This is a genomic window from Neobacillus sp. BP17 (assembly GCF_059579525.1).
The window spans coordinates 436,268-455,125 of the sequence record NZ_CM184198.1; the positions used below are offsets into that span (position 1 = coordinate 436,268).

Here is an 18,858-nt window from a genome sequence, read left to right on the forward strand (position 1 = left end):
GGAACACCTCCATTATTTAGCGACACTTCGCTCAAATCTAATCTCCATCTTAGTCTGGAAATAAGAAAGAACGGTACTGAAGATCAAATAGATAAAGGCAACTTCAATGTAAATCCACAGTGGTTCATAGGTAGCAGCCGCGATTTGTTGACCTTTTTGGAATAGTTCAGTAACCGTAATGGTTGCTGCTAAGGAGGTGTCTTTTACTAAACTAATAAAAGAGTTACCGAGCGGCGGCAATGATACACGAATGGCCTGAGGAATAATAATTCGTCTCATCGCCTGAGATTTGGTCATTCCAATTGAAAAAGCGGCTTCCCATTGCCCCTTTGGAATGGAAAGTATCGCTGCCCGGATAATTTCTGAACTGTAAGCACCTTTATTTAACGTAAAAGCAATGACTGCAGCCGGAAATGGATCAAGTGTTATTCCCATACTAGGTAATCCGTAAAATAGAATAAAGATTTGTACGAGTAAAGGAGTACCGCGAAAGATCCAAACATAAAATTTGGCGACAGCGTTTAAGCCTTTTAGATTGGATAGCCGTGCAAGTGCAATAAAAAAGGCTAAAATCAGCCCTAGAATAAAGGTGATAATTGTTAATGGTATCGTAAACTGAATTCCCGCTTTTAAAATAGGAAAAAAGGAATCACTAAGGATTCCTATAATTCGATCTATTCGTTCTTGGTCTGCAAACATATTGTTCCATTCCTTTACTTAGATACGTCCTCATTAAACCATTTTTTAGAGATTGCTAGGTACGTACCATCTTTTTTCATATCTGCAAGAGCGCCATTTATCGCATCAACTAGTTCTTTATTTCCTTTACGGAAAAGAAAGGCATTGCTTGTTGCGTCAGCTTCTTCATAAACCTTTTTAATAGGAAGATCTGGACGCTGTTTCTTTAAGTCTAGGTATGAAAGGCTATCGTTAATTGTTGCATCAATACGTTTTGAAGTGATTAGGTCGATGGATTGATTAAATCCTTCAACAACTGTATTGGTTGCACCATGTGCTTCAGCAATTTTACGGTAGTTACTGTCTAATGATTGTCCAACTTTTTTACCCTTTAAGTCATCAAGTGTCTTAATATCGTTATTGTTCTCATGAACAACAAGAACAGCTTTTGAGACAATATACGGTTCTGACATATCGTATTTCTCTAAACGGTCAGGACGAACAGCCACTTCATTTGCAACCATGTCATAACGCTTAGCATCAAGACCAGCGATCATGCCATCCCACTTTGTTTCAACGAAAACGGGTTTAATATCTAATCTTTTAAATACTTCTTCAGCAATTTCTATATCAAAGCCTGTTAGCTTTTGAGAGTCATCATGAAAAGTAAAAGGAGCATACGTACCTTCTGTGCCAATCGTAATTTCACCTTTTGCTTTAATCTGCTCATAAAGGTTTTTACTCTTAGCAGAACTTACCTTTTCCTCTTTGCTGCTACAAGCGCCTAAAGCAACGGTAAGAAGGAGGGCTAAAAAAAGTAGTGCGAATTTCTTCATGTTTCTTACATCTCCTAGTATTTTTATAGGTTTTATATAAATAGCTTTACTAGAATAATATAATTCAAAATGAATGTCAATTTAAAAGGGGGAAATATGTCCTAAATAAATGAGTCCAATCCCTTTTTTAATTAGGAACTGGACTCGCTCTCGATATCTGAAAAGTGTGTTTTATTTTTCCTCAAACCATAATCGCGTTTTGTCTTCCGGGTCACCATTGTAATTAATGCGAATCTCCTCGCCAGCTGCTATGTCGGTGTAGGCATAAAAGTTAATGGTGCTTTTTTTTAGCTTTCTTTTAAAGATAGCGTTCGGTTGGCTGGAATGGTTAAAAAGCGAACCAATTCCAAGTGCTAATGCACATTCATCAAAATCTTTCCCCCACCAGAAGACATAGTCGATTAAAGTTGTTTTCTCTAAATACTTAAACTCTTCCTTCGGGAAAATGATAACAGGTGATACCTCTAATAACTCATCTTTCTTGATATCACGTGTAGCAAAAATCCCTCGCCCATGTTGAGATTGCCTTAGCTCCAACATAACTCTGTATACCTCCAGTTTCCTTTCTAACATTTTCTGCTTATTTATTAAGGTATGAAAAAGGAATATGTTTGGTATAGGTTATTTGGGTGGGAGTAAAATAAAATAAAGTCAACATGCGAAAAATAGTAAGGCTGACACATTGTTTTGTGTCAGCCTTTATCTAATTTCAATAGGTGAAAGGAGGATAAACAGTTATAATGATGGTGGAGTTGATATAGATGAATTCGAAGGAAATCAACCAGCGGATTGATGCACTTGATTATTTACGTGGCTTTGCCCTCATGGGAATTATGTTGGTTAATATTATTCCACTATTGTCAGTGAGATTACCCCTTTTCAGTGCCAGCGATGCAACGTATTGGAGGTTTTTATACTTATTTGTGGAAGGGCGCTTTTATACGATTTTTACTTTTTTGTTTGGTGTGGGGTTCTATATTTTTATCTCGAGAGCAATGGCGAAGGGGAAAAATGGGTATGTGTTGTTTTTGCGAAGAATGGTCGTGTTATTTTTACTAGGTGCCGTCCATTTGCATTTCCAGCCTGGGGAAGCATTAGCGATCTATGCTGTGTGCGGACTGATTATTTTACCTTTTTATAGAGTGAACAAGGTTGTGAACCTTGTTTTTGGACTGGCTATGTTGCTCGTCATAAGTTTGTATGGTGAAAAAATATTTATGGTAGTTCCGTTGATGATGCTGGGAATTGCTGCAGGGCAGTTTCGTTTATTTGAACGGATGACAAATCACTGGAAAGCGACCACTTTTTTTACAGGAGTGATGTTTGTTTTAAGTGTGGCAGTGCTTATTTATCAATATCAGCTTGGACCGCATCCCGTCGGAACAGGTGGTGAGTCACAAGAAACGCAGCAGTTCTTAAGGATTGGAATCATGATCGGTCCGATTGTATCTGCCTTTTATGTTGGACTGTTGCTTGTTCTTCTGAACTTTCCCGTCATCCAGTCGATTCTCTCACCCTTAAAAAGTTACGGACGGATGGCACTGACCAATTATGTATCACAAACAGCATTAATCTTGCTCGCAGGTGAAGTTTTTGAGTTATCCAATCAAGTGACGTATATCCAATCTCTCTATCTATGTGTGGCGATTTATGTCGTCCAGCTTATTTTTAGTACAATGTGGCTTCGGTTCTTTAGATTCGGGCCATTGGAATGGGTATGGCGCTTTTTAACTTATTTCGAATTACCTCTCATGCGAAAAGTTCCGTCATCAGAATAGGTCAGTCCTCTAGTGTTGAATAAATGCTAAAGGACTGCCCTTATTTTTGTTTATGGAATATATCGGAGAGGATGGTTATTTTCCAATTTCTACATCATGCTCCTTAGCTAATTTATTCAATTTAGTTTGATATTCTCGAAGATGTTTTCGTGCATCCGCCAACATGTCATTAGCTTTTTGAATCAGGTTAGCATCCTGTTCTTCTATCGCCTGTTTAATGATAGCAAAGGCATTAAATTGTATATCTGCCCCTTCAATATATATTTCATGAATTTCTCTTACCTCATCGGTCTCAATCTTAACAGACTCTAATTCTTTAATAAATTCGTTGTAATTGGGAATGACATCACGATTTAAGACATCGTACATGGTCTGGTCATCCTGATAGTTTGTACCCGAAACCCCTTCATAGGCCGAAACGGCAGTTTTTTCTAATTTCGCCGCTTCCTTCATTTCTTTATTTACATAATTAAGTAAATCATCCTGAACAGGATCGCTGGAACATCCAGACAAAAGAATCAAAATGGGCAAAAATATTGCCACCAGCCATTTTTTCACTTCACTCACCTCCTAATGCCCAATTTATGAGGGTCAGGAAGTCCAATATGAGTATGGAACCGATAATTTTATTATTCGGTAGGTATGAAGGTTTAGGAATTAAAATCTGGGACAATGTATGATTTTGGCATTTTAATTGAAAAAAGTTCTCAATTAGTGTTGACTTAAAATTTCTGAATGTTATAATCAACTTCAAGAATAGGTGATAATGATTTTCATTATCATTGTAGTTAACGAGAGATCGCTAGAATGATAGAAATGATGGGGATAGTTATGAAGAAACGATATTTATTATTAGCATTAATAATCTTATCCGCAATCTCGCTATTTGTTGGTGTGAGCAGTCTATCGCCATTAGACCTGCTGGACTTTCAAACAGAGGAGACGCAAATTTTCTTGGTGAGCAGGGTGCCGAGACTCGCTGCAATCCTACTCGCGGGGGCAGGAATGAGTATAGCTGGATTAATTATGCAGCAGTTGAGTCGAAACAAATTTGTTTCACCGACCACAGCTGGAACCTTGGATGCAACTCGACTTGGAATTCTTGTCTCTATGTTGTTATTTGCAAATGCTACTATGCTGGAAAAAATGGCAGTAGCCTTTGTCTTTGCACTTGGGGGAACCTTTTTATTTATGCAGATTCTCGACCGAATCAAGTTTAAAGATGCGATTTATATTCCGCTGATTGGCTTAATGTTCGGTAATATTTTGTCTTCGGTTACCACATTTTTTGCTTACCGAGCAGACGTTATTCAAAATATGTCGGCCTGGCTCCAAGGGGATTTTTCAATGATTATGAAAGGTCGATATGAGCTCCTCTACATAAGTATCCCAATTTTAGTCATTGCCTATTTTTATGCCAACCGCTTTACCGTGGCCGGTATGGGTGAAGACTTTTCGAAAAATCTAGGCCTTGCCTACCGAAGTGTAGTAAATATCGGGCTGATACTCGTTGCTCTAATTACAGCTTCCGTTGTCCTGACCGTTGGGATAATTCCATTTCTCGGCTTAATTATTCCTAATATCATCTCTATTTTTAAAGGAGACCATTTACAAAAAACGCTGCCGCATACAGCCATTCTAGGGGCGATTTTCCTTCTAGTTTGTGATATTTTAGGCCGGTTGCTCATTTATCCATATGAGATTTCAATCAGTCTCATGGTTGGTGTGATCGGCAGCGGCACATTCTTATATCTGCTATCTCGGAGGAAGGCCTATGCGTAATCCGTTGAGAATGGCCTGTCTCGTATTGATTGCTGCGGGATGCTGTGCCATATACCTAATTCATGATTTAAATGGAAGTTTTGATTATGCGCTGCCAAGGAGGGTAACAAAAGTTCTTGCAATGCTGTTAACGGGCTTTACCATCGCCTATGCCACCGTGGTTTTTCAAACAATTACACATAACCGAATTTTAACACCGAGCATCATGGGACTAGATGCCTTGTACCTATTATTACAAACGGTGATTATTTTCTTCCTTGGTTCATCCCATCTGATTGTCGTCAATAAACAAATAAACTTTTTACTTTCCGTTGCCGTGATGATTGTGTTTGCCCTTTTCTTATATCGTTTCTTGTTTAAAAAGGGCAGCCAGCCAATCTACTTTTTATTGCTGATTGGAATTATTGTTGGGACATTCTTTTCGAGTATCTCCACATTTTTACAAGTGCTGATTGATCCGAATGAGTTTCAGATTGTCCAAGATCGGATGTTTGCTAGTTTCAATAATATCAACTCAGACTTAGTGTGGCTGGCGATTGTTATCGTAGTACTTGTGCTGATTTATGCATGGCGGTATATGAAGTATCTCGATGTTTTATCACTGGGGCGGGAGACGGCAATTAATCTAGGGGTTCCCTATGATTCCCTTGTGAAACAAATGCTTGTGATTGTTGCCATCTTTATTTCAATCTCGACCGCATTAGTGGGACCGATAACATTTTTTGGATTAATTGTTGCCAACTTGTCCTATCAACTTTTTCATACATACAAGCACAAAACTTTGATAAGCGGTGCGGTTCTCATGAGTATCATCGCACTTGTCGGGGGACAGTGGTTTGTTGAACGGGTCTTTACTTTTTCGACGACGTTAAGTGTCATTATCAACTTTATCGGTGGTGTCTATTTTATCTATTTACTGCTAAAGGAGAGGAAAACTGCATGATAACAGTGAGGTCATTGTCAAAGTTTTACGGCAAAAAACCGGTGGTAAAAGATGTAACGATCAATATTCAACCTGGAAAAATAACATCATTTATTGGTCCTAATGGCGCGGGGAAATCCACACTCTTGTCGATGGTCAGCCGTTTGCTCGATGCCGATACGGGTGAAGTGCTGATTGATCAATCCGATGTTCGCCGGATGAAATCGAGTGATTTTGCCAAGCGGGTCTCAATTTTAAAGCAGTCGAATTACATGAACGTCCGCCTCACGATCAGAGAACTTGTTTCCTTTGGAAGATTCCCTTATTCAAAGGGGAGGTTAACGGAGGACGATGAACGAATTGTCAACCAATCGCTTGAGTATATGCATTTAACTGAAATGCAGGATAGCTTTTTAGATGAATTATCTGGTGGTCAGCGCCAGCGTGCCTTTATTGCGATGGTGATTGCCCAAGATACAGAGTATATTCTTCTCGATGAGCCGTTAAATAATTTGGATATGAAGCACTCTGTTCAGATTATGAAAATCTTACGGAGATTGGTCGATGAACTTGGCAAAACCGTCGTTATTGTTCTCCATGATATAAACTTTGCATCGGTCTATTCTGACCGGATTGTCGCCATGAAGGATGGTATGGTCGTGAAGGATGGGCCAACCGAGGAGATTATTCAATCACAGGCATTAAGTGAGATTTACGATATGGAAATTCCGATTCAGGAAATGAATAACTGCAGAATCTGTGTTTATTTTAATTCATAATAAAGGAGAGTTTTAAAAATGAAAAAATGGAGTTTATTTACGCTAGTGTTTGCAATGATTCTTGTGTTAGCAGCATGTGGTGGATCAAAGGAAAAGGGGCAAACTGAAACGGCATCTGCCAGCAAGGGACCAGCAGAGAAAATAACGATTAAGCATCAATATGGAGAGGCAGAAGTGAAGAAGGACCCTGAAAAAGTAGTCGTGTTTGATTTTGGTGTCCTAGATACCCTAGGTGAGTTAGGTATCGATGTCACAGGAGTACCACAAACTGCGATTCCAGGGTATTTGAAAAAATATGAGGATAAGAAATATACGAATGTCGGCAGTTTAAAAGAGCCGGACTTCGAAGCTATTCATGAGATGCAGCCAGATGTCATTTTTATTTCAGGACGCCAAGCAGAATTATACGATCAGTTTGCTGAGATTGCACCAACAGTCTATGTTGGCATCGATTATGCCAATTACATGGAATCCTTTGAGAAAAACATGAATCTCATTGGTGAGTTATTTGGGAAAGAAGACAAGGTAGCAAGCGAATTAAAAGATATTAGTACTAGTATAGAAAAGTTAAATCAACAAGCTTCGGCTTCTAATAAGAAAGGTCTTATTCTGCTAGCAAATGAAGGCAAAGTCAGTGCATACGGACCAAGTTCTCGTTTCGGCGTAGTCCACGACGTCTTTGGGTTTGGAGCAGCCGATAAAGATATCGAGGTATCCACACATGGACAGAGCATTACATTTGAGTACATTATGGAGAAGAATCCTGACGTATTATTTGTGATCGACCGTGCGACAGCAGTTGGCGGTGAAATTGGTGCAAAACAAATTATTGAAAATGAATTAGTTAAAAAAACAACGGCCTTTAAGAATGATAAGATTGTCTATCTTGATGCAGACACCTGGTACCTAAGCGGTGGAGGCTTAAAATCTGTCAAATCTATGGCTAAAGAAATCGAGAGTGCCTTATAATTGTTTTGAAAGAAAGCTAATAGAATGTAAGCACGCAGTTTGATAGATAGAAAAATCTGTCTAAACTGTGTGCTTATTCTTTGTTAGGATTTTGTCATTTTACGTAAAATAATGAGGATTTATCCGATCTTTGGAAAGAGTAATGCGAAATATGTATAGTTTCCTCGGAAATAAGCGAATTGTGGGCATGCAAGACCGGCTTGCTTAGATATTTGACTATGAATTTGGGGACCGCCCAGTCGATTAATCCAATTCAAAACAGTCTTTCATAAAAAGTAAAAGACACTACCACCCCCCAGTGGGCCAAGCGTTCTTTTGTGTATCACCACCTCCTTGTAGTTGTCCATGTCTGGAGGACGAAATGAACAAAGTGTCTTTTGATAGTGCCTGACACCATAAATGACACCAAAAAATTCTTCTTTTCTTTATTGAAAAACTCTGTAAAATGGAGATTAAGAGTATAATTGATGTGTTTGGAGAGATCTCTATGTCAAAGTTTTTCCCGATTTTTAGGAATGAGAAGGATTCTGTGGTGTATAATCCGGATGATTTAATTGACTTATTTTTAGAGTGTACGGCAGACGGGATTTGTATGGTTGATATGGAGAATCGGTTTATTCGTGTGAACCATGTATATACGAAAATATTTGGCTATACAGAGGATGACGTAATAGGTAGGAAAATTGATGAATTTCCTAATCCGGACATAGTGAATGAAACGATAGAGCTAGTTAAGCGTGGTGAAGCATTTTCCGATATGGTTACTCAACAATACCATAAAGACGGAACCATTCTTGATATCGCCGTTTCGTATTCTCCCTTTCGAAATCGTTGTGGGGAAATTATTGCCGTCCTGGCAATCTTTCGGGATATTACGGAGCATATTAATATTGAAAGACAATTAAAAAGAACACGTGAGTTGTACAAGTTAATTACTGAAAATACTACGGATATGATAAAGGTGTATACAATAGAAGGAAAGGTCATATATGCCTCTCCATCCCATGAAAAAGGGATTGGGTACACTCCTGACCAATTATTAGGTAAAAACGTCTATGACCTTATCGTACCAGAGGAAATTGACCATTTTGCAAAAGTGTGTCAGCGCCTGATAGAAACAAAGGAACCTCAATTGCTTCAAACGCAGGTCCGAACTGGTGATAATGACGTAATCTATTCAGAGACAATGATTTCTCCCATCTTTAATGAAGAAGGAGAAGTTGATTCGTATGTCACGGTTGGAAGAAATATTACGGACCGAGTTAAAAATGATGATGCCCTTCGAAATTTAGATCGGCTTTCAATTATCGGCCAATTAGCTGCAGGAGTTGCTCATGAAATCCGGAATCCTTTGACTTCATTAAAGGGATTTTCAAAGCTGTTGAAAGAGACCATCACAAAAACTAAACAAGATGAATATTTATCAATCATCATGAACGAACTAGATCGTATTGATATCATCGTTAATGAATTTATGTCGTTGGCGAAGCCACAGGCGATTCAGTTTGAAAAAGAATGTCTACATACGATCTTAGAGAGTACCGTAAATATTTTACATCCACAAGCATTGTTGCATAATGTTCAGATAAAAAACAATTACCTGAAAAAGGATATTTTTTCAAATTGTAATCCCAATCAATTAAAACAGGTTTTTGTTAATTTTTTAAAGAATGCGATTGAATCGATGCCATTTGGAGGGAATGTTAATATCCAAGTCCAAAAAGTTGCAGACAATCGTGTGCAGATACGCTTTTCAGATGAAGGGATTGGAATTGATAACGAACTTATGCGCTTTTTGGGAACACCGTTCTATACCACAAAGGACAAGGGAATCGGACTGGGCCTAACCGTTAGCAATAAAATCATCCAGGAACATAATGGTACCATGAATATCGAAAGTAAAATAGGCAAAGGCACGACAGTGAAAGTAGAACTGGAATGTTATTAAAAATATAAATAAAAAAGGGTGTCAGGCACCACATTGTTTTGTGATGTCTGATACCCTTATTTTGTGTATCGATTTGCGTAGCTGGAAGCAACAAAGGCGTTTGGTTTGATTTTTGGTTCAACGCCCATCGATTCGATTCTGGTGACCATTTCTTTCACAAACTCACTCGTCTTGTTCCGCTTTCCTTCACCAATATCAATATGCCCCTCCATGGTGAAGGTTGCTCCTTGGTATATATAGGGAAGGACAAGATTGATTAACTCATTTTTCCTTTCATCGGTAAACATTGTAACAATTTCCTCGGTTAACGATAGTTCAAGAGATATCCGCTCATGCAAGTGTGTCATTTTTCTTGGGATGACTACCTTCCTTATGCACGCCCAAACACCTTTCCCCTTATTCTGAATGACAATCCCGGTAATAAAGACAGTCGTAGATCTATGGACTTGAGAATCTGTGCCGACCATTAGTTTATAGTTTCCATTAGGATCTACCTTCATGAATGATACAATTCGTTCAAAAACCTGCTCGAATGACATCCCATTTTCTTGGAGATTTTGAAACGAATCGTGATAAGCTCCGTTTTTTTTCATATTGAAGCACCACATCTTTCCTTTCCATTTGAAAAAGTTTAGTCCCGCCTCTTATTCCTATCTTATGGAAAGTGTTACATAGTCGTGCAGCCATTGAAATAAATGATCTTCTTAGAAATGTATGTAGAAAGGCAAGTAAAAATGCCTAATGGTTGTCTAAGGCGTCAGTGAGCAATGATATAGAATGATTCAATTTGGTGGATTCTTTTAGTGATGTAGGGGTGTCTTGTAAGGGTGTCAGGCACCGCTCGTGGACAAAAGCCTTACTTTTACCAAAAAGAATATTCGAACAATCTTTTTTCTAAAAACAATTATATGCCTAACAATATTTATGCCAGTCCATCATTAGATAAAGAAAAGAATCTATTAAGAATAGGGATGGATGGAGATGGCAAAGAGAAACAGAGGAAAAACAATAAGCTACCTGCCTTCAAATGGGCGCGGAACATGCCCGATATGTGAAAGAACTAGAATCAAACTACTATATCCACATCAAACAGAAACAAACCAAACCATCAAAGTTTGCAAATTTTGCCGTGATAAAAAATATTAACAAACTAATGGTGTCAGGCACCACTCGTGGACATTTGTCTTTTTGGGGTGCCTGACACCTTTTTCTAACGTCAAAGGCAGCATCCCTTTTTACTTTCAAATCCTAGGAGGGATGTGGGTGTTATGAACTATTTAATTAAAAGGATATTCGTTCTATTTGTCGAATAAACTTAACTGAAAAGCATCTAGTTAGAAGTGGATGTGAGTGGGATCTTTAATGGACGAGAAAAGGGGTGGGATGGTTGACGAAGCGTATTATAAAACAAAATGAGTTGAATTTTTTAAAGCGTGAGCTTAAGTACCTAGAAGATTCAGAGATTCTGCCAGCAAGCAAGGCCCATGAGATAGAAGAAATTTACGAGGTTCATAAACTTTCATTTACGAAAACGCTTTTGTATGTCGGAACGGTTTTAATTGGAGCTGGAGTGCTCAGTTTTATCGCAAGCAATTGGGATGAAATAGGAAGAACAGTGAAACTTCTTTTAATTATCGTTTTGTTTGCGGCCAGTAATCTTGCAGGTTATAAGATGGAGAAGAACTTTCCAAAGACGTCAAGGAGCCTTTATTATTTAGGCTGTCTGGTATTTGGTGCGGGAATTTTTCTTGTCGAGCAAATGTTTCATCTCGGAACCAATTCTCAAAATGCCTTTTTATGGTGGTCGCTGGGGATCTTGCCATTGTCATGGGTACTGCGGGATAAATGGATTCTTCTAGCATCTTCCCTTTTCGTCCTCAAATACATGCTTGATGGGCAATATCTTCAAGGTATAAATATTCCTTATTGGGCACTGCTGTGGATTGCTGCAATATATATACTTAATGAAAAAATAGGTTTTTCAAAGTTGACTGGTTTTGTCAATGGCTTACTGTCGCTGGCACTTATCGGCACGATTATTAGTTACTTTATCAATCCGTATGATAATTATGATGATTTTGCCTACGTGTACGGTCTAATCTATTTGATCATTGGAGTCGCACTTGTCCTTTCGAAAGGGAAAGTTAAAGATACTTACGTTGTATTAGGATACCTCGTCCATGGTGCGGCCGCACTGTTGTTATCTTTTGAAGATAGCTGGCCGCTCGATTGGCTGTATATTCCTTTTTCTATCCTCTACCTGATTTATGTATTGTATTTAATCAATAGAGGAAGCCTGCTCAGTATCATCATACTTTGCGTAATGATTTTCCGTTTTTACCTTGATTTATCCCTTGAGTTTTTACCAAAATCGTTTGTCTTTATCATTGGAGGAATCCTGTTGCTAGGTTTCGGATTTTATTTTGAAAAACAAAGGAAAAAAGGGGTGAATGTGCATGAATAAGCGGGCAAAACAGTTAGTATTAGCTTGTTGCGTGCCTGTGCTCATTCTTTTAGGCATGTGCGTCAAGCCCCTTTATACCCTGTTAACGGGTGAAGAAATGATTCTTCAAACGAAACCGTTGGATCCATCTGATGTATTTAGAGGCGATTATGTGACTCTAAGGTATGAAGCAGAAGAGGTGCCGATAAAATTGGTGGAACAACCAGTGCTCACAAGATTGCAGGACCGTGGTGGAGAGTTTGAGGTATACGTTCTAATGAAGAAAAAGAATGGGGTCCACACACCTATTAAAGTCACCCTTACTAAACCGAATAAGGGAGAGTTCCTCAATGGAACGATCAGCTATATCGATAAAGACAACCAAGGCCAAGAAATTGCCATTATCCGATACGGTTTGGATAACTACTACCTTGAGGACAACACAGGCACAGAATGGGAAAAAGCCTCAGCAAAAGGAGAAATACTTGCGAAACTAAAAGTAAACAATGGCTACGCCATCCTGAAGGATATTACAACGAAGTAAATAAGTGTTGGAAGTGGGTGTCAGGCACCATGCGTGGACAAATCTAACATTTTGTCCGTGTGGAGAGGATAGGGAGCCTCTTTGGTGCCTGACACTTTTTATTGTTAACCCTAAATTAAAAACAGTTGACAATATAGGGCGTCACCCTTTATTTTAAAGTTATAACAATTTATTGGGGTGGGAGTATGAATCGTAAATTAAGAGCGTTGGATTTAACGCTAGTGGGAATGTTTGTGGCGCTTATGGCAATAGGGGCTAACATCACCTCTTTGGTCCCCTTTATGGTGGTGGGCGGAGTTCCAATTACACTGCAAACTTTCTTTGCTATTTTAGCAGGTGCTATTTTGGGGAGCCGCTTAGGATCAATAGCTATGATTGTTTATATGCTAGTAGGACTTGTGGGCGTTCCTGTTTTTTCTAGATTTGGTGCAGGACCTTCCACATTTTTCAGTCCCACCTTCGGCTTTATTTTATCGTATATTTTCACAGCGTTTATTATTGGTAAAATCGTTGAAAAGAAGAAAACTGTGCCAGCCTTTATTATTGCGTCCCTAATCGGAATGGCTGTGAACTACCTCTTCGGTACCAATTGGATGTATTTTGCCTACAAGCTGTGGGCAGCTGCACCAGAAGGATTTACTTACAAAATGGCTTGGTTATGGATGATAGTGCCTCTGCCAAAGGACATCATCTTAGCAGTCTTAGCAGGAATCATGGCTCACCGGCTCGAAAAATCAGTATTATCCAAAGGGCAATTTAAACATTTAAAGCATGTTTCCTAAGATGCATTGGCCCAATTCACAAACGTCCACCAAGTGTGGACGTTTGTATTTTTGTGGTGCCTGACACCCGCTGAAATACTCAGGGTTAAATTTCAGCTGCTTTGGATTTGGATTTTCGTTCCGTTGTCATTGATGAAGCTCAATGTATTGGAGGATTGATAGAAGGTAAAAGGCGTCATCCTAACATTGGATGACGCCTTTCTGGCATTTTGACTATTACTTTTTAAGGGCATTTACTACTTCATCAATCGTTTTTTCACTTGCTTTTAGACCGTTGATAGTCCAGTTGCTAGGGTCATTCATTTCATATACATGTCCATTTTTTACGGCATCAAGGCCGTTCCAAATGGAACTTTTTGCTAAAATATCTAAACCAGCTTCGCCTTTTTTACTGAGAAGGAAGATGTGGTCTGCTTTGATTTCTGGTAATTTTTCCAGAGCAATTGGATCCCACTGGATAGCAGCTCCGCCAAGACTTTTAACGAATGCAGGTTGTTTAATGCCTAAATCCCCATAAAGGACATTGGCACTGAAACGATTGTTTTCCATTAAATAAAACTTATCGGCCATAACCCAAAGGATAGCGGCTGATTCATCGCCAATAGCATCATGAACTTTTGTTTTCGCATCTGCTACTTTCGTATCGTAATTGGCTAAAGCCTCCTTTGCTTCTTTCTGTTTACTTAGAATTTCACCCATTTGCGTGAGTTGTTTACGCCAATCAGCATTTACCTCGTCTTTATACACGTAGGTTGGAGCGATTTTTTTATACTCTTCATATTGTCCTTTTTGAATGGCAGTTGGAGAACTGAAGATAATTAAATCTGGGTTGTAGTTGATTACTTGTTCTAGAGGGAGATCCCAGCCGATTTTGGGCACTTCCTTTAACTCTGGCTGTAAATAATCTAAGACCGTATCACCTATTGACCATTGTGCAGCAGGTCTTACCCCTAATGCCACGAGTGAATCCTCTAAATAAGGAGCGATGATTCGTTTTGGATTAGCAGGGATTGTCACTTCACCCTTCGCATCCGTTAATGTCACCTCTGCATTTCCCTTTTCTGTAGTCTTTTCTGTTTTTGTATTATCAGAATTACTGCAAGCACTTACCAAAATTAACATCAGTAATAGCGTAAAAGATAAATAAAAGCGCTTTTTAAGCATGAATAAACCTCCTATGATCGTGAATACCTATTATAATGGTAATGATAATCATTTTCATTTGAAGTGTCAATCAACAAACCTCTTTAATATAGGTAAATTTGTGAAAAATGTTTGAAGGATAAATCTGGGAGTTGCTTTTATACTGTAAACGTATTGAAAAATAAGTGGTTACTCTCTATACTTAATGATAATGATTATCAATTCTTTTGCTATTTTTATTACCGATTTAATAATATACCCAATTTTTCGTTTTTTATCAGATAGAGGTGTTAGTTTTTGACTGGAAAAGCAAAGCAGCACGAAGGCGATTCGTTAGCTCTTCATCATAAAAGTTTAAGAACATCCATTAAAGGGACCTTCGTATTAATCGCCGGAATGATACTAATCCTAATTTCAATGGGATTATCTATTGCTTACGGTGCAGCGGATATAAAAATGGCTACTGTTTGGGAGGCTGTCTCCCATTTTAATCCTGACATGACCACACATCAAATTATTCAAGAAATTCGGATGCCAAGAGCGATCGGTGCTGTATTAGTTGGGGCATTCCTTGCTGTTTCGGGTGCGGTAATGCAAGGTTTAACACGTAATCCTCTCGCCTCTCCTTCCATCATGGGTGTGACAGATGGGGCAGCTTTTGCATTGGTCATCACCCTTGCCTTTATTCCAACTGCCACAATGATGGGGTTGACCTTTTCATCCTTTGTAGGGGCAGGTCTTGGCGTAATCCTCGTTTTTACGATTGGAGCTTTTTCAAAGGGAGGATTGACCCCAGTAAAACTCGCCCTGGCCGGGGTGGCAGTGGGTTCGATGCTAAGTGCATTCTCAAGCGCCATTGCTCTCCATACACAAGTGGCAAAGGACATGAGCTTTTGGTATGCAGGAGGATTAACAACGGTTACTTGGGAATCCGTTAAGATTCTATTGATCACAGGAGGATTTGGATTATTACTCGCCCTTTATATCTCAAGATCAATCACCATCCTAAGCCTAGGAGAAGAAGTTTCTAAAGGGCTTGGACAAGATACACTTTTAGTAAAATCACTTGGCGTGATTGTTGTATTAATACTAACCGGTGCTGCTGTATCGATAGCCGGTGCTATAGGTTTTATCGGACTGGTGATTCCACACATTACCCGATTCATTATTGGTTCAGATTACCGTTGGATTATTCCGATTTCCGCTGTACTTGGAGGATTGTTACTTGTTCTTGCGGATATTGCAGCAAGAATGGTGAATGCCCCGTTTGAGACTCCAGTAGGAGCCGTAACGGCGATCATCGGTGTTCCTTTCTTCTTATACCTGGCTCGTGGGGAAAGGAGAGGGCTGTAATGCACCAATCGAAAGCAAAACAGAAAAAATTTATCGTCCTAATTAGTCTTTTATTTATCTTAACTATTATCACTTTTATCATAAGTTTAAACCTTGGAGTCGTACGGATTGCACCCATCGATGTTTTCAAGACATTAATGGGGCAGGGAACGGCCCGTGACCAACTCGTTTTAATTGATTTTAGGTTACCTAGAATGGTTTTGGCTCTATTAATTGGTGCAGGACTAGCAGTCTCTGGCGCTATTTTACAAGGTGTGACCAAAAATGAACTGGCGGATCCTGGAATATTAGGGATAAATACAGGAGCCGGATTCATGGTCATCTTATTTATCTACTTTTTTCAAGGCTCTATGAACAGTGTGAGCACACTCGGCATTTTCTTAATGCCATTGTTCGCCTTAGCAGGAGCCGTACTTGCGGCTTTTCTAATTTACGTATTGGCATGGAAAAAGGGAATTGATCCCGTTCGGTTAATTTTAGTCGGAATTGGTGTGAATTCAGGATTTGGTGCTGCCATTGTAATTTTTCAGCTCAAAATGAATCCACAAGACTTCATGCAGGCAGCTGTCTGGCTTTCTGGTGATATTTGGGGAACGAATTGGAAATTTGTCGCCATTCTCGCTCCGTTAATTTTGCTGCTTATTCCTTTTTCTTTATATAAAGCACACATCCTAAATATTATGAATTTAGGTGACCAGGTCGCGACGGGCTTAGGCATTCATGTAGAAAAAGAAAGAAGAATCTTGCTTCTAGCAGCAGTGGCGCTAGCAGGATTTAGTGTCGCGGCTGGGGGAGGAATTGCTTTTCTAGGCTTAGTTGCTCCGCATATTGCGAAACGATTAATTGGGCCAAAGCACCAGTTATTTTTGCCGCTTACTGCCGTTTTAGGGTCGTTTGTGCTTTTATTGGCAGACACCATAGGCAAAAACCTGCTTGCCCCAACCCAAATACCGGTTGGAATTGTAGTGGCAATATTTAGTGCACCATATTTTATTTTCTTACTTATGAAAGCCAAATAAAAAAAGGGGGAACGGATTGTGGTTTCACTTTCTACCGAGAATCTTCAGATTGGTTATGGAGACAAGATAATCGTTGAAAACTTGAATTTACACATAAAAAAAGGGGAGATTACCACGATTATTGGCGCCAATGGCTGTGGGAAATCTACCATATTAAAAACATTAGCACGTGTCCATGCAGCCAAATCTGGAATCGTCTATTTAGATGGAAAGATGATTCACAAGGTCCCAACAAAAGAAATCGCTAGGAAAATGGCTGTTCTTCCGCAAAGCCCTGAGGCACCTAATGGATTAACAGTCTATGAATTGATTTCATTTGGACGTTCCCCACATCAAAGTGGATTTGGCAGACTAACAGATAACGACAGACAGGTGATTGAATGGGCGCTAGAGGTTACCGGACTTGGTCAATTTGCTGACCATCCAGTTGATGCTCTTTCCGGCGGCCAGCGGCAGCGCGCTTGGATCGCCATGGCCATTGCCCAAGAAACGGATCTCTTGCTGCTTGATGAGCCAACCACTTACCTTGATATGGCGCACCAGCTAGAGATTTTACAGCTGCTAGAAAAATTAAATAAGGAACAAAGCCGGACAATTGTAATGGTCATTCACGATTTGAACCATGCGTCACGGTTTTCCCATCATATGGTTGCATTAAGTAAGGGAACAATTATCAAAGAGGGAACCGCAGACGAAGTCATGACACCTGATGTATTAAAAATGGTCTTTCAAATCGATGCTGAAATTGTTAAAGATCCACGGACGAAGAAACCAGTCTGTCTTTGCTATGATTTAATTGAAAAAGCGCCGGAGTTAGACAATCGAAAAATCATGAATTTCTAGTGAAATGGGATAGATGGGATGGGGGATGAAATGAAATTATACGATGTTACCATTATCGGTGGTGGCCCAGTTGGCTTATTTACCGCTTTTTATTGTGGAATGAGAGAGATGGAAACAAAAATAATTGAGTTTCTCCCATACTTAGGGGGAAAGGTTTCCTACTTCTATCCAGAAAAGGTGATCCGCGATATTGGCGGGATACCGGCTGTTTCAGGAGAAAACTTAATTAAACAGCTAGTAGAACAGGCGCAAACCTTTGATCCGACAATTGTTTTAAATCAACAAGTAGTCGGGTTAGAAAGGTTAGCAGATGGGACGTTCCTCTTAACAGGGTCACAATGGTGAGAAACACCATACCAGGTCTATTATCTTAGCGACTGGATTCGGTACATTAAAAAGTGCCAAACTTGACGTAGAACATGCTGATCAATATGAAGGACGTAACCTGCGTTATGCAGTCGAAAAGCTCAATGACTACAAAGACAAACATGTGCTTATTTCTGGTGGTGGTAATTCGGCTGTTGATTGGGCGAACGAGCTGCTCCCGATTGCACGTCATATTACCGTGGTGCATCGAAGGCATGAGTTTTCTGGACTTGAGAGAAACATCAGTAACTTGCGGAAATCAACTGCGACCATCTTGACACCGCATGTTTTGGATGCGTTACATGGGGAGGACGGTCGAATTGAGAGTGTTACCGTAAAGGATATTGAAACAAACAACACTCAGATCATTGACGTGGACGAAGTTCTCGTCAATCATGGTTTCTGTATTGACCTAGGCCCTATCAAGGGATGGGGATTAGAATTCGAATACGGAAACATCAAGGTGGACAGTAGGATGCAAACCAATATCGAGGGTATTTTTGCAGCTGGAGACGTCGCAAACTACCAAAACAAACTACACCTGATAGCGGGCGGATTCTCTGAAGGCCCCACCGCCGTCAATAGCGCGAAAGCATACATAGAACCCGAAAAAGAACTAAAGCCCATCTATTCCACCACCCATTTTTAAACGGCTGATATAAGTGGAGTCATT

The 18,858-nt window shown here is 39.5% G+C and carries 19 protein-coding genes and 1 pseudogene; 14 read left to right on the forward strand and 6 right to left on the reverse strand.

The window, feature by feature from the left end:
* Window positions 1-12: 12 nt before the first annotated feature.
* The 3 genes from AC4QJR_RS02165 to AC4QJR_RS02175 all read right to left on the reverse strand — a co-directional run bounded on the left by AC4QJR_RS02165 (window position 13) and on the right by AC4QJR_RS02175 (window position 2,054).
* Window positions 13-699 carry an amino acid ABC transporter permease gene (locus AC4QJR_RS02165; protein ID WP_098571021.1) on the reverse strand — a complete coding sequence of 229 codons (687 nt, stop codon included), beginning with the start codon at window positions 697-699 and terminating at the stop codon, window positions 13-15.
* A gap of 14 nt (window positions 700-713) precedes the next feature.
* A complete protein-coding gene (locus AC4QJR_RS02170) occupies window positions 714-1,514 on the reverse strand; it encodes an amino acid ABC transporter substrate-binding protein (RefSeq protein ID WP_496525118.1) in 801 nt (266 codons plus the stop codon).
* A gap of 171 nt (window positions 1,515-1,685) precedes the next feature.
* Window positions 1,686-2,054: an SET domain-containing protein gene (locus tag AC4QJR_RS02175; RefSeq protein ID WP_098571019.1), complete on the reverse strand. Its 369-nt coding sequence runs from the start codon at window positions 2,052-2,054 to the stop codon at window positions 1,686-1,688.
* A gap of 221 nt (window positions 2,055-2,275) precedes the next feature.
* Between AC4QJR_RS02175 and AC4QJR_RS02180 the strand changes: the two genes are divergently transcribed.
* On the forward strand, window positions 2,276-3,292 hold the full coding sequence (locus AC4QJR_RS02180; protein WP_496525119.1) for a DUF418 domain-containing protein: 1,017 nt from the start codon (window positions 2,276-2,278) through the stop codon (window positions 3,290-3,292).
* A 75-nt stretch (window positions 3,293-3,367) separates the two neighbouring features.
* Here the strand turns inward: AC4QJR_RS02180 and AC4QJR_RS02185 are convergent, their stop codons facing one another.
* Complete coding sequence (locus AC4QJR_RS02185; RefSeq protein ID WP_098571017.1) at window positions 3,368-3,850, reverse strand: hypothetical protein; 483 nt, start codon at window positions 3,848-3,850, stop codon at window positions 3,368-3,370.
* Window positions 3,851-4,123: 273 nt separating this feature from the next.
* Between AC4QJR_RS02185 and AC4QJR_RS02190 the strand changes: the two genes are divergently transcribed.
* The 5 genes from AC4QJR_RS02190 (at window position 4,124) to AC4QJR_RS02210 (ending at window position 9,692) form a co-directional block, all read left to right on the forward strand.
* Window positions 4,124-5,074, forward strand: coding sequence for an ABC transporter permease (locus tag AC4QJR_RS02190; RefSeq protein ID WP_496525120.1), 951 nt, complete (start codon window positions 4,124-4,126; stop codon window positions 5,072-5,074).
* Entirely contained in the window at window positions 5,067-6,017 is a 951-nt protein-coding gene (locus AC4QJR_RS02195; RefSeq protein ID WP_251461316.1) for an iron chelate uptake ABC transporter family permease subunit, read from the forward strand. The genes AC4QJR_RS02190 and AC4QJR_RS02195 overlap by 8 nt, the downstream gene beginning before the upstream one ends.
* Window positions 6,014-6,775: an iron ABC transporter ATP-binding protein gene (locus AC4QJR_RS02200; RefSeq protein ID WP_496525121.1), complete on the forward strand. Its 762-nt coding sequence runs from the start codon at window positions 6,014-6,016 to the stop codon at window positions 6,773-6,775. The genes AC4QJR_RS02195 and AC4QJR_RS02200 overlap by 4 nt, the downstream gene beginning before the upstream one ends.
* Window positions 6,776-6,793: 18 nt before the next feature.
* Window positions 6,794-7,744, forward strand: a complete 951-nt coding sequence (locus AC4QJR_RS02205; protein ID WP_496525122.1) for a siderophore ABC transporter substrate-binding protein — start codon at window positions 6,794-6,796, stop codon at window positions 7,742-7,744.
* A 487-nt stretch (window positions 7,745-8,231) separates the two neighbouring features.
* The gene (locus tag AC4QJR_RS02210; RefSeq protein WP_496525123.1) at window positions 8,232-9,692 is read left to right on the forward strand and encodes a PAS domain-containing sensor histidine kinase; all 1,461 of its coding nucleotides are present in this window, start codon (window positions 8,232-8,234) and stop codon (window positions 9,690-9,692) included.
* 56 nt (window positions 9,693-9,748) lie between these two features.
* On the opposite strand, the gene AC4QJR_RS02215 is transcribed toward AC4QJR_RS02210, so the two are convergent.
* On the reverse strand, window positions 9,749-10,285 hold the full coding sequence (locus AC4QJR_RS02215) for a ribonuclease H-like YkuK family protein (protein WP_251461322.1): 537 nt from the start codon (window positions 10,283-10,285) through the stop codon (window positions 9,749-9,751).
* A 388-nt stretch (window positions 10,286-10,673) separates the two neighbouring features.
* On the opposite strand from AC4QJR_RS02215, the gene AC4QJR_RS02220 reads away from it, so the two are divergent.
* The 4 genes from AC4QJR_RS02220 to AC4QJR_RS02235 all read left to right on the forward strand — a co-directional run bounded on the left by AC4QJR_RS02220 (window position 10,674) and on the right by AC4QJR_RS02235 (window position 13,461).
* Window positions 10,674-10,838 (forward strand): hypothetical protein, encoded by a 165-nt coding sequence (locus AC4QJR_RS02220; protein WP_375376315.1) that lies wholly within the window; start codon window positions 10,674-10,676, stop codon window positions 10,836-10,838.
* A gap of 241 nt (window positions 10,839-11,079) precedes the next feature.
* Window positions 11,080-12,156, forward strand: coding sequence for a DUF2157 domain-containing protein (locus AC4QJR_RS02225; RefSeq protein WP_496525124.1), 1,077 nt, complete (start codon window positions 11,080-11,082; stop codon window positions 12,154-12,156).
* Window positions 12,149-12,679, forward strand: coding sequence for a GDYXXLXY domain-containing protein (locus tag AC4QJR_RS02230; RefSeq protein ID WP_496525125.1), 531 nt, complete (start codon window positions 12,149-12,151; stop codon window positions 12,677-12,679). Before AC4QJR_RS02225 ends, AC4QJR_RS02230 begins: the two co-directional genes overlap by 8 nt.
* Before the next feature lie 185 nt (window positions 12,680-12,864).
* Window positions 12,865-13,461: a biotin transporter BioY gene (locus tag AC4QJR_RS02235; RefSeq protein ID WP_496525126.1), complete on the forward strand. Its 597-nt coding sequence runs from the start codon at window positions 12,865-12,867 to the stop codon at window positions 13,459-13,461.
* A gap of 216 nt (window positions 13,462-13,677) precedes the next feature.
* Here AC4QJR_RS02235 and AC4QJR_RS02240 read toward each other — a convergent pair whose 3' ends face one another.
* Window positions 13,678-14,625, reverse strand: coding sequence for an iron-hydroxamate ABC transporter substrate-binding protein (locus AC4QJR_RS02240; protein WP_496525127.1), 948 nt, complete (start codon window positions 14,623-14,625; stop codon window positions 13,678-13,680).
* A gap of 375 nt (window positions 14,626-15,000) precedes the next feature.
* Here AC4QJR_RS02240 and AC4QJR_RS02245 point away from each other — a divergent pair, with 375 nt between their 5' ends.
* From AC4QJR_RS02245 to AC4QJR_RS02260, 4 genes and pseudogenes are all read left to right on the forward strand, one after another.
* Complete coding sequence (locus tag AC4QJR_RS02245) at window positions 15,001-15,957, forward strand: FecCD family ABC transporter permease (protein ID WP_496526594.1); 957 nt, start codon at window positions 15,001-15,003, stop codon at window positions 15,955-15,957.
* Window positions 15,957-16,976, forward strand: coding sequence for a FecCD family ABC transporter permease (locus AC4QJR_RS02250; RefSeq protein ID WP_496525128.1), 1,020 nt, complete (start codon window positions 15,957-15,959; stop codon window positions 16,974-16,976). The genes AC4QJR_RS02245 and AC4QJR_RS02250 overlap by 1 nt, the downstream gene beginning before the upstream one ends.
* Window positions 16,977-16,994: 18 nt before the next feature.
* Entirely contained in the window at window positions 16,995-17,819 is an 825-nt protein-coding gene (locus AC4QJR_RS02255; protein WP_098571006.1) for an ABC transporter ATP-binding protein, read from the forward strand.
* A gap of 18 nt (window positions 17,820-17,837) precedes the next feature.
* Window positions 17,838-18,834 (forward strand): annotated as a pseudogene (locus AC4QJR_RS02260) (NAD(P)/FAD-dependent oxidoreductase).
* Window positions 18,835-18,858: the final 24 nt, after the last annotated feature.

What these genes read in the sequence shown, in the direction of transcription:
- AC4QJR_RS02165 (WP_098571021.1), bottom strand. Translation starts at nt 699, where the DNA reads ATGTTTGCAGACCAAGAACGAATAGATCGAATTATAGGAATCCTTAGT.
- AC4QJR_RS02170 (WP_496525118.1), bottom strand. Translation starts at nt 1,514, where the DNA reads ATGAAGAAATTCGCACTACTTTTTTTAGCCCTCCTTCTTACCGTTGCT.
- AC4QJR_RS02175 (WP_098571019.1), bottom strand. Translation starts at nt 2,054, where the DNA reads ATGTTGGAGCTAAGGCAATCTCAACATGGGCGAGGGATTTTTGCTACA.
- AC4QJR_RS02180 (WP_496525119.1), top strand. Translation starts at nt 2,276, where the DNA reads ATGAATTCGAAGGAAATCAACCAGCGGATTGATGCACTTGATTATTTA.
- AC4QJR_RS02190 (WP_496525120.1), top strand. Translation starts at nt 4,124, where the DNA reads ATGAAGAAACGATATTTATTATTAGCATTAATAATCTTATCCGCAATC.
- AC4QJR_RS02195 (WP_251461316.1), top strand. Translation starts at nt 5,067, where the DNA reads ATGCGTAATCCGTTGAGAATGGCCTGTCTCGTATTGATTGCTGCGGGA.
- AC4QJR_RS02200 (WP_496525121.1), top strand. Translation starts at nt 6,014, where the DNA reads ATGATAACAGTGAGGTCATTGTCAAAGTTTTACGGCAAAAAACCGGTG.
- AC4QJR_RS02205 (WP_496525122.1), top strand. Translation starts at nt 6,794, where the DNA reads ATGAAAAAATGGAGTTTATTTACGCTAGTGTTTGCAATGATTCTTGTG.
- AC4QJR_RS02210 (WP_496525123.1), top strand. Translation starts at nt 8,232, where the DNA reads ATGTCAAAGTTTTTCCCGATTTTTAGGAATGAGAAGGATTCTGTGGTG.
- AC4QJR_RS02215 (WP_251461322.1), bottom strand. Translation starts at nt 10,285, where the DNA reads ATGAAAAAAAACGGAGCTTATCACGATTCGTTTCAAAATCTCCAAGAA.
- AC4QJR_RS02220 (WP_375376315.1), top strand. Translation starts at nt 10,674, where the DNA reads ATGGCAAAGAGAAACAGAGGAAAAACAATAAGCTACCTGCCTTCAAAT.
- AC4QJR_RS02230 (WP_496525125.1), top strand. Translation starts at nt 12,149, where the DNA reads ATGAATAAGCGGGCAAAACAGTTAGTATTAGCTTGTTGCGTGCCTGTG.
- AC4QJR_RS02235 (WP_496525126.1), top strand. Translation starts at nt 12,865, where the DNA reads ATGAATCGTAAATTAAGAGCGTTGGATTTAACGCTAGTGGGAATGTTT.
- AC4QJR_RS02240 (WP_496525127.1), bottom strand. Translation starts at nt 14,625, where the DNA reads ATGCTTAAAAAGCGCTTTTATTTATCTTTTACGCTATTACTGATGTTA.
- AC4QJR_RS02245 (WP_496526594.1), top strand. Translation starts at nt 15,001, where the DNA reads ATGATACTAATCCTAATTTCAATGGGATTATCTATTGCTTACGGTGCA.
- AC4QJR_RS02250 (WP_496525128.1), top strand. Translation starts at nt 15,957, where the DNA reads ATGCACCAATCGAAAGCAAAACAGAAAAAATTTATCGTCCTAATTAGT.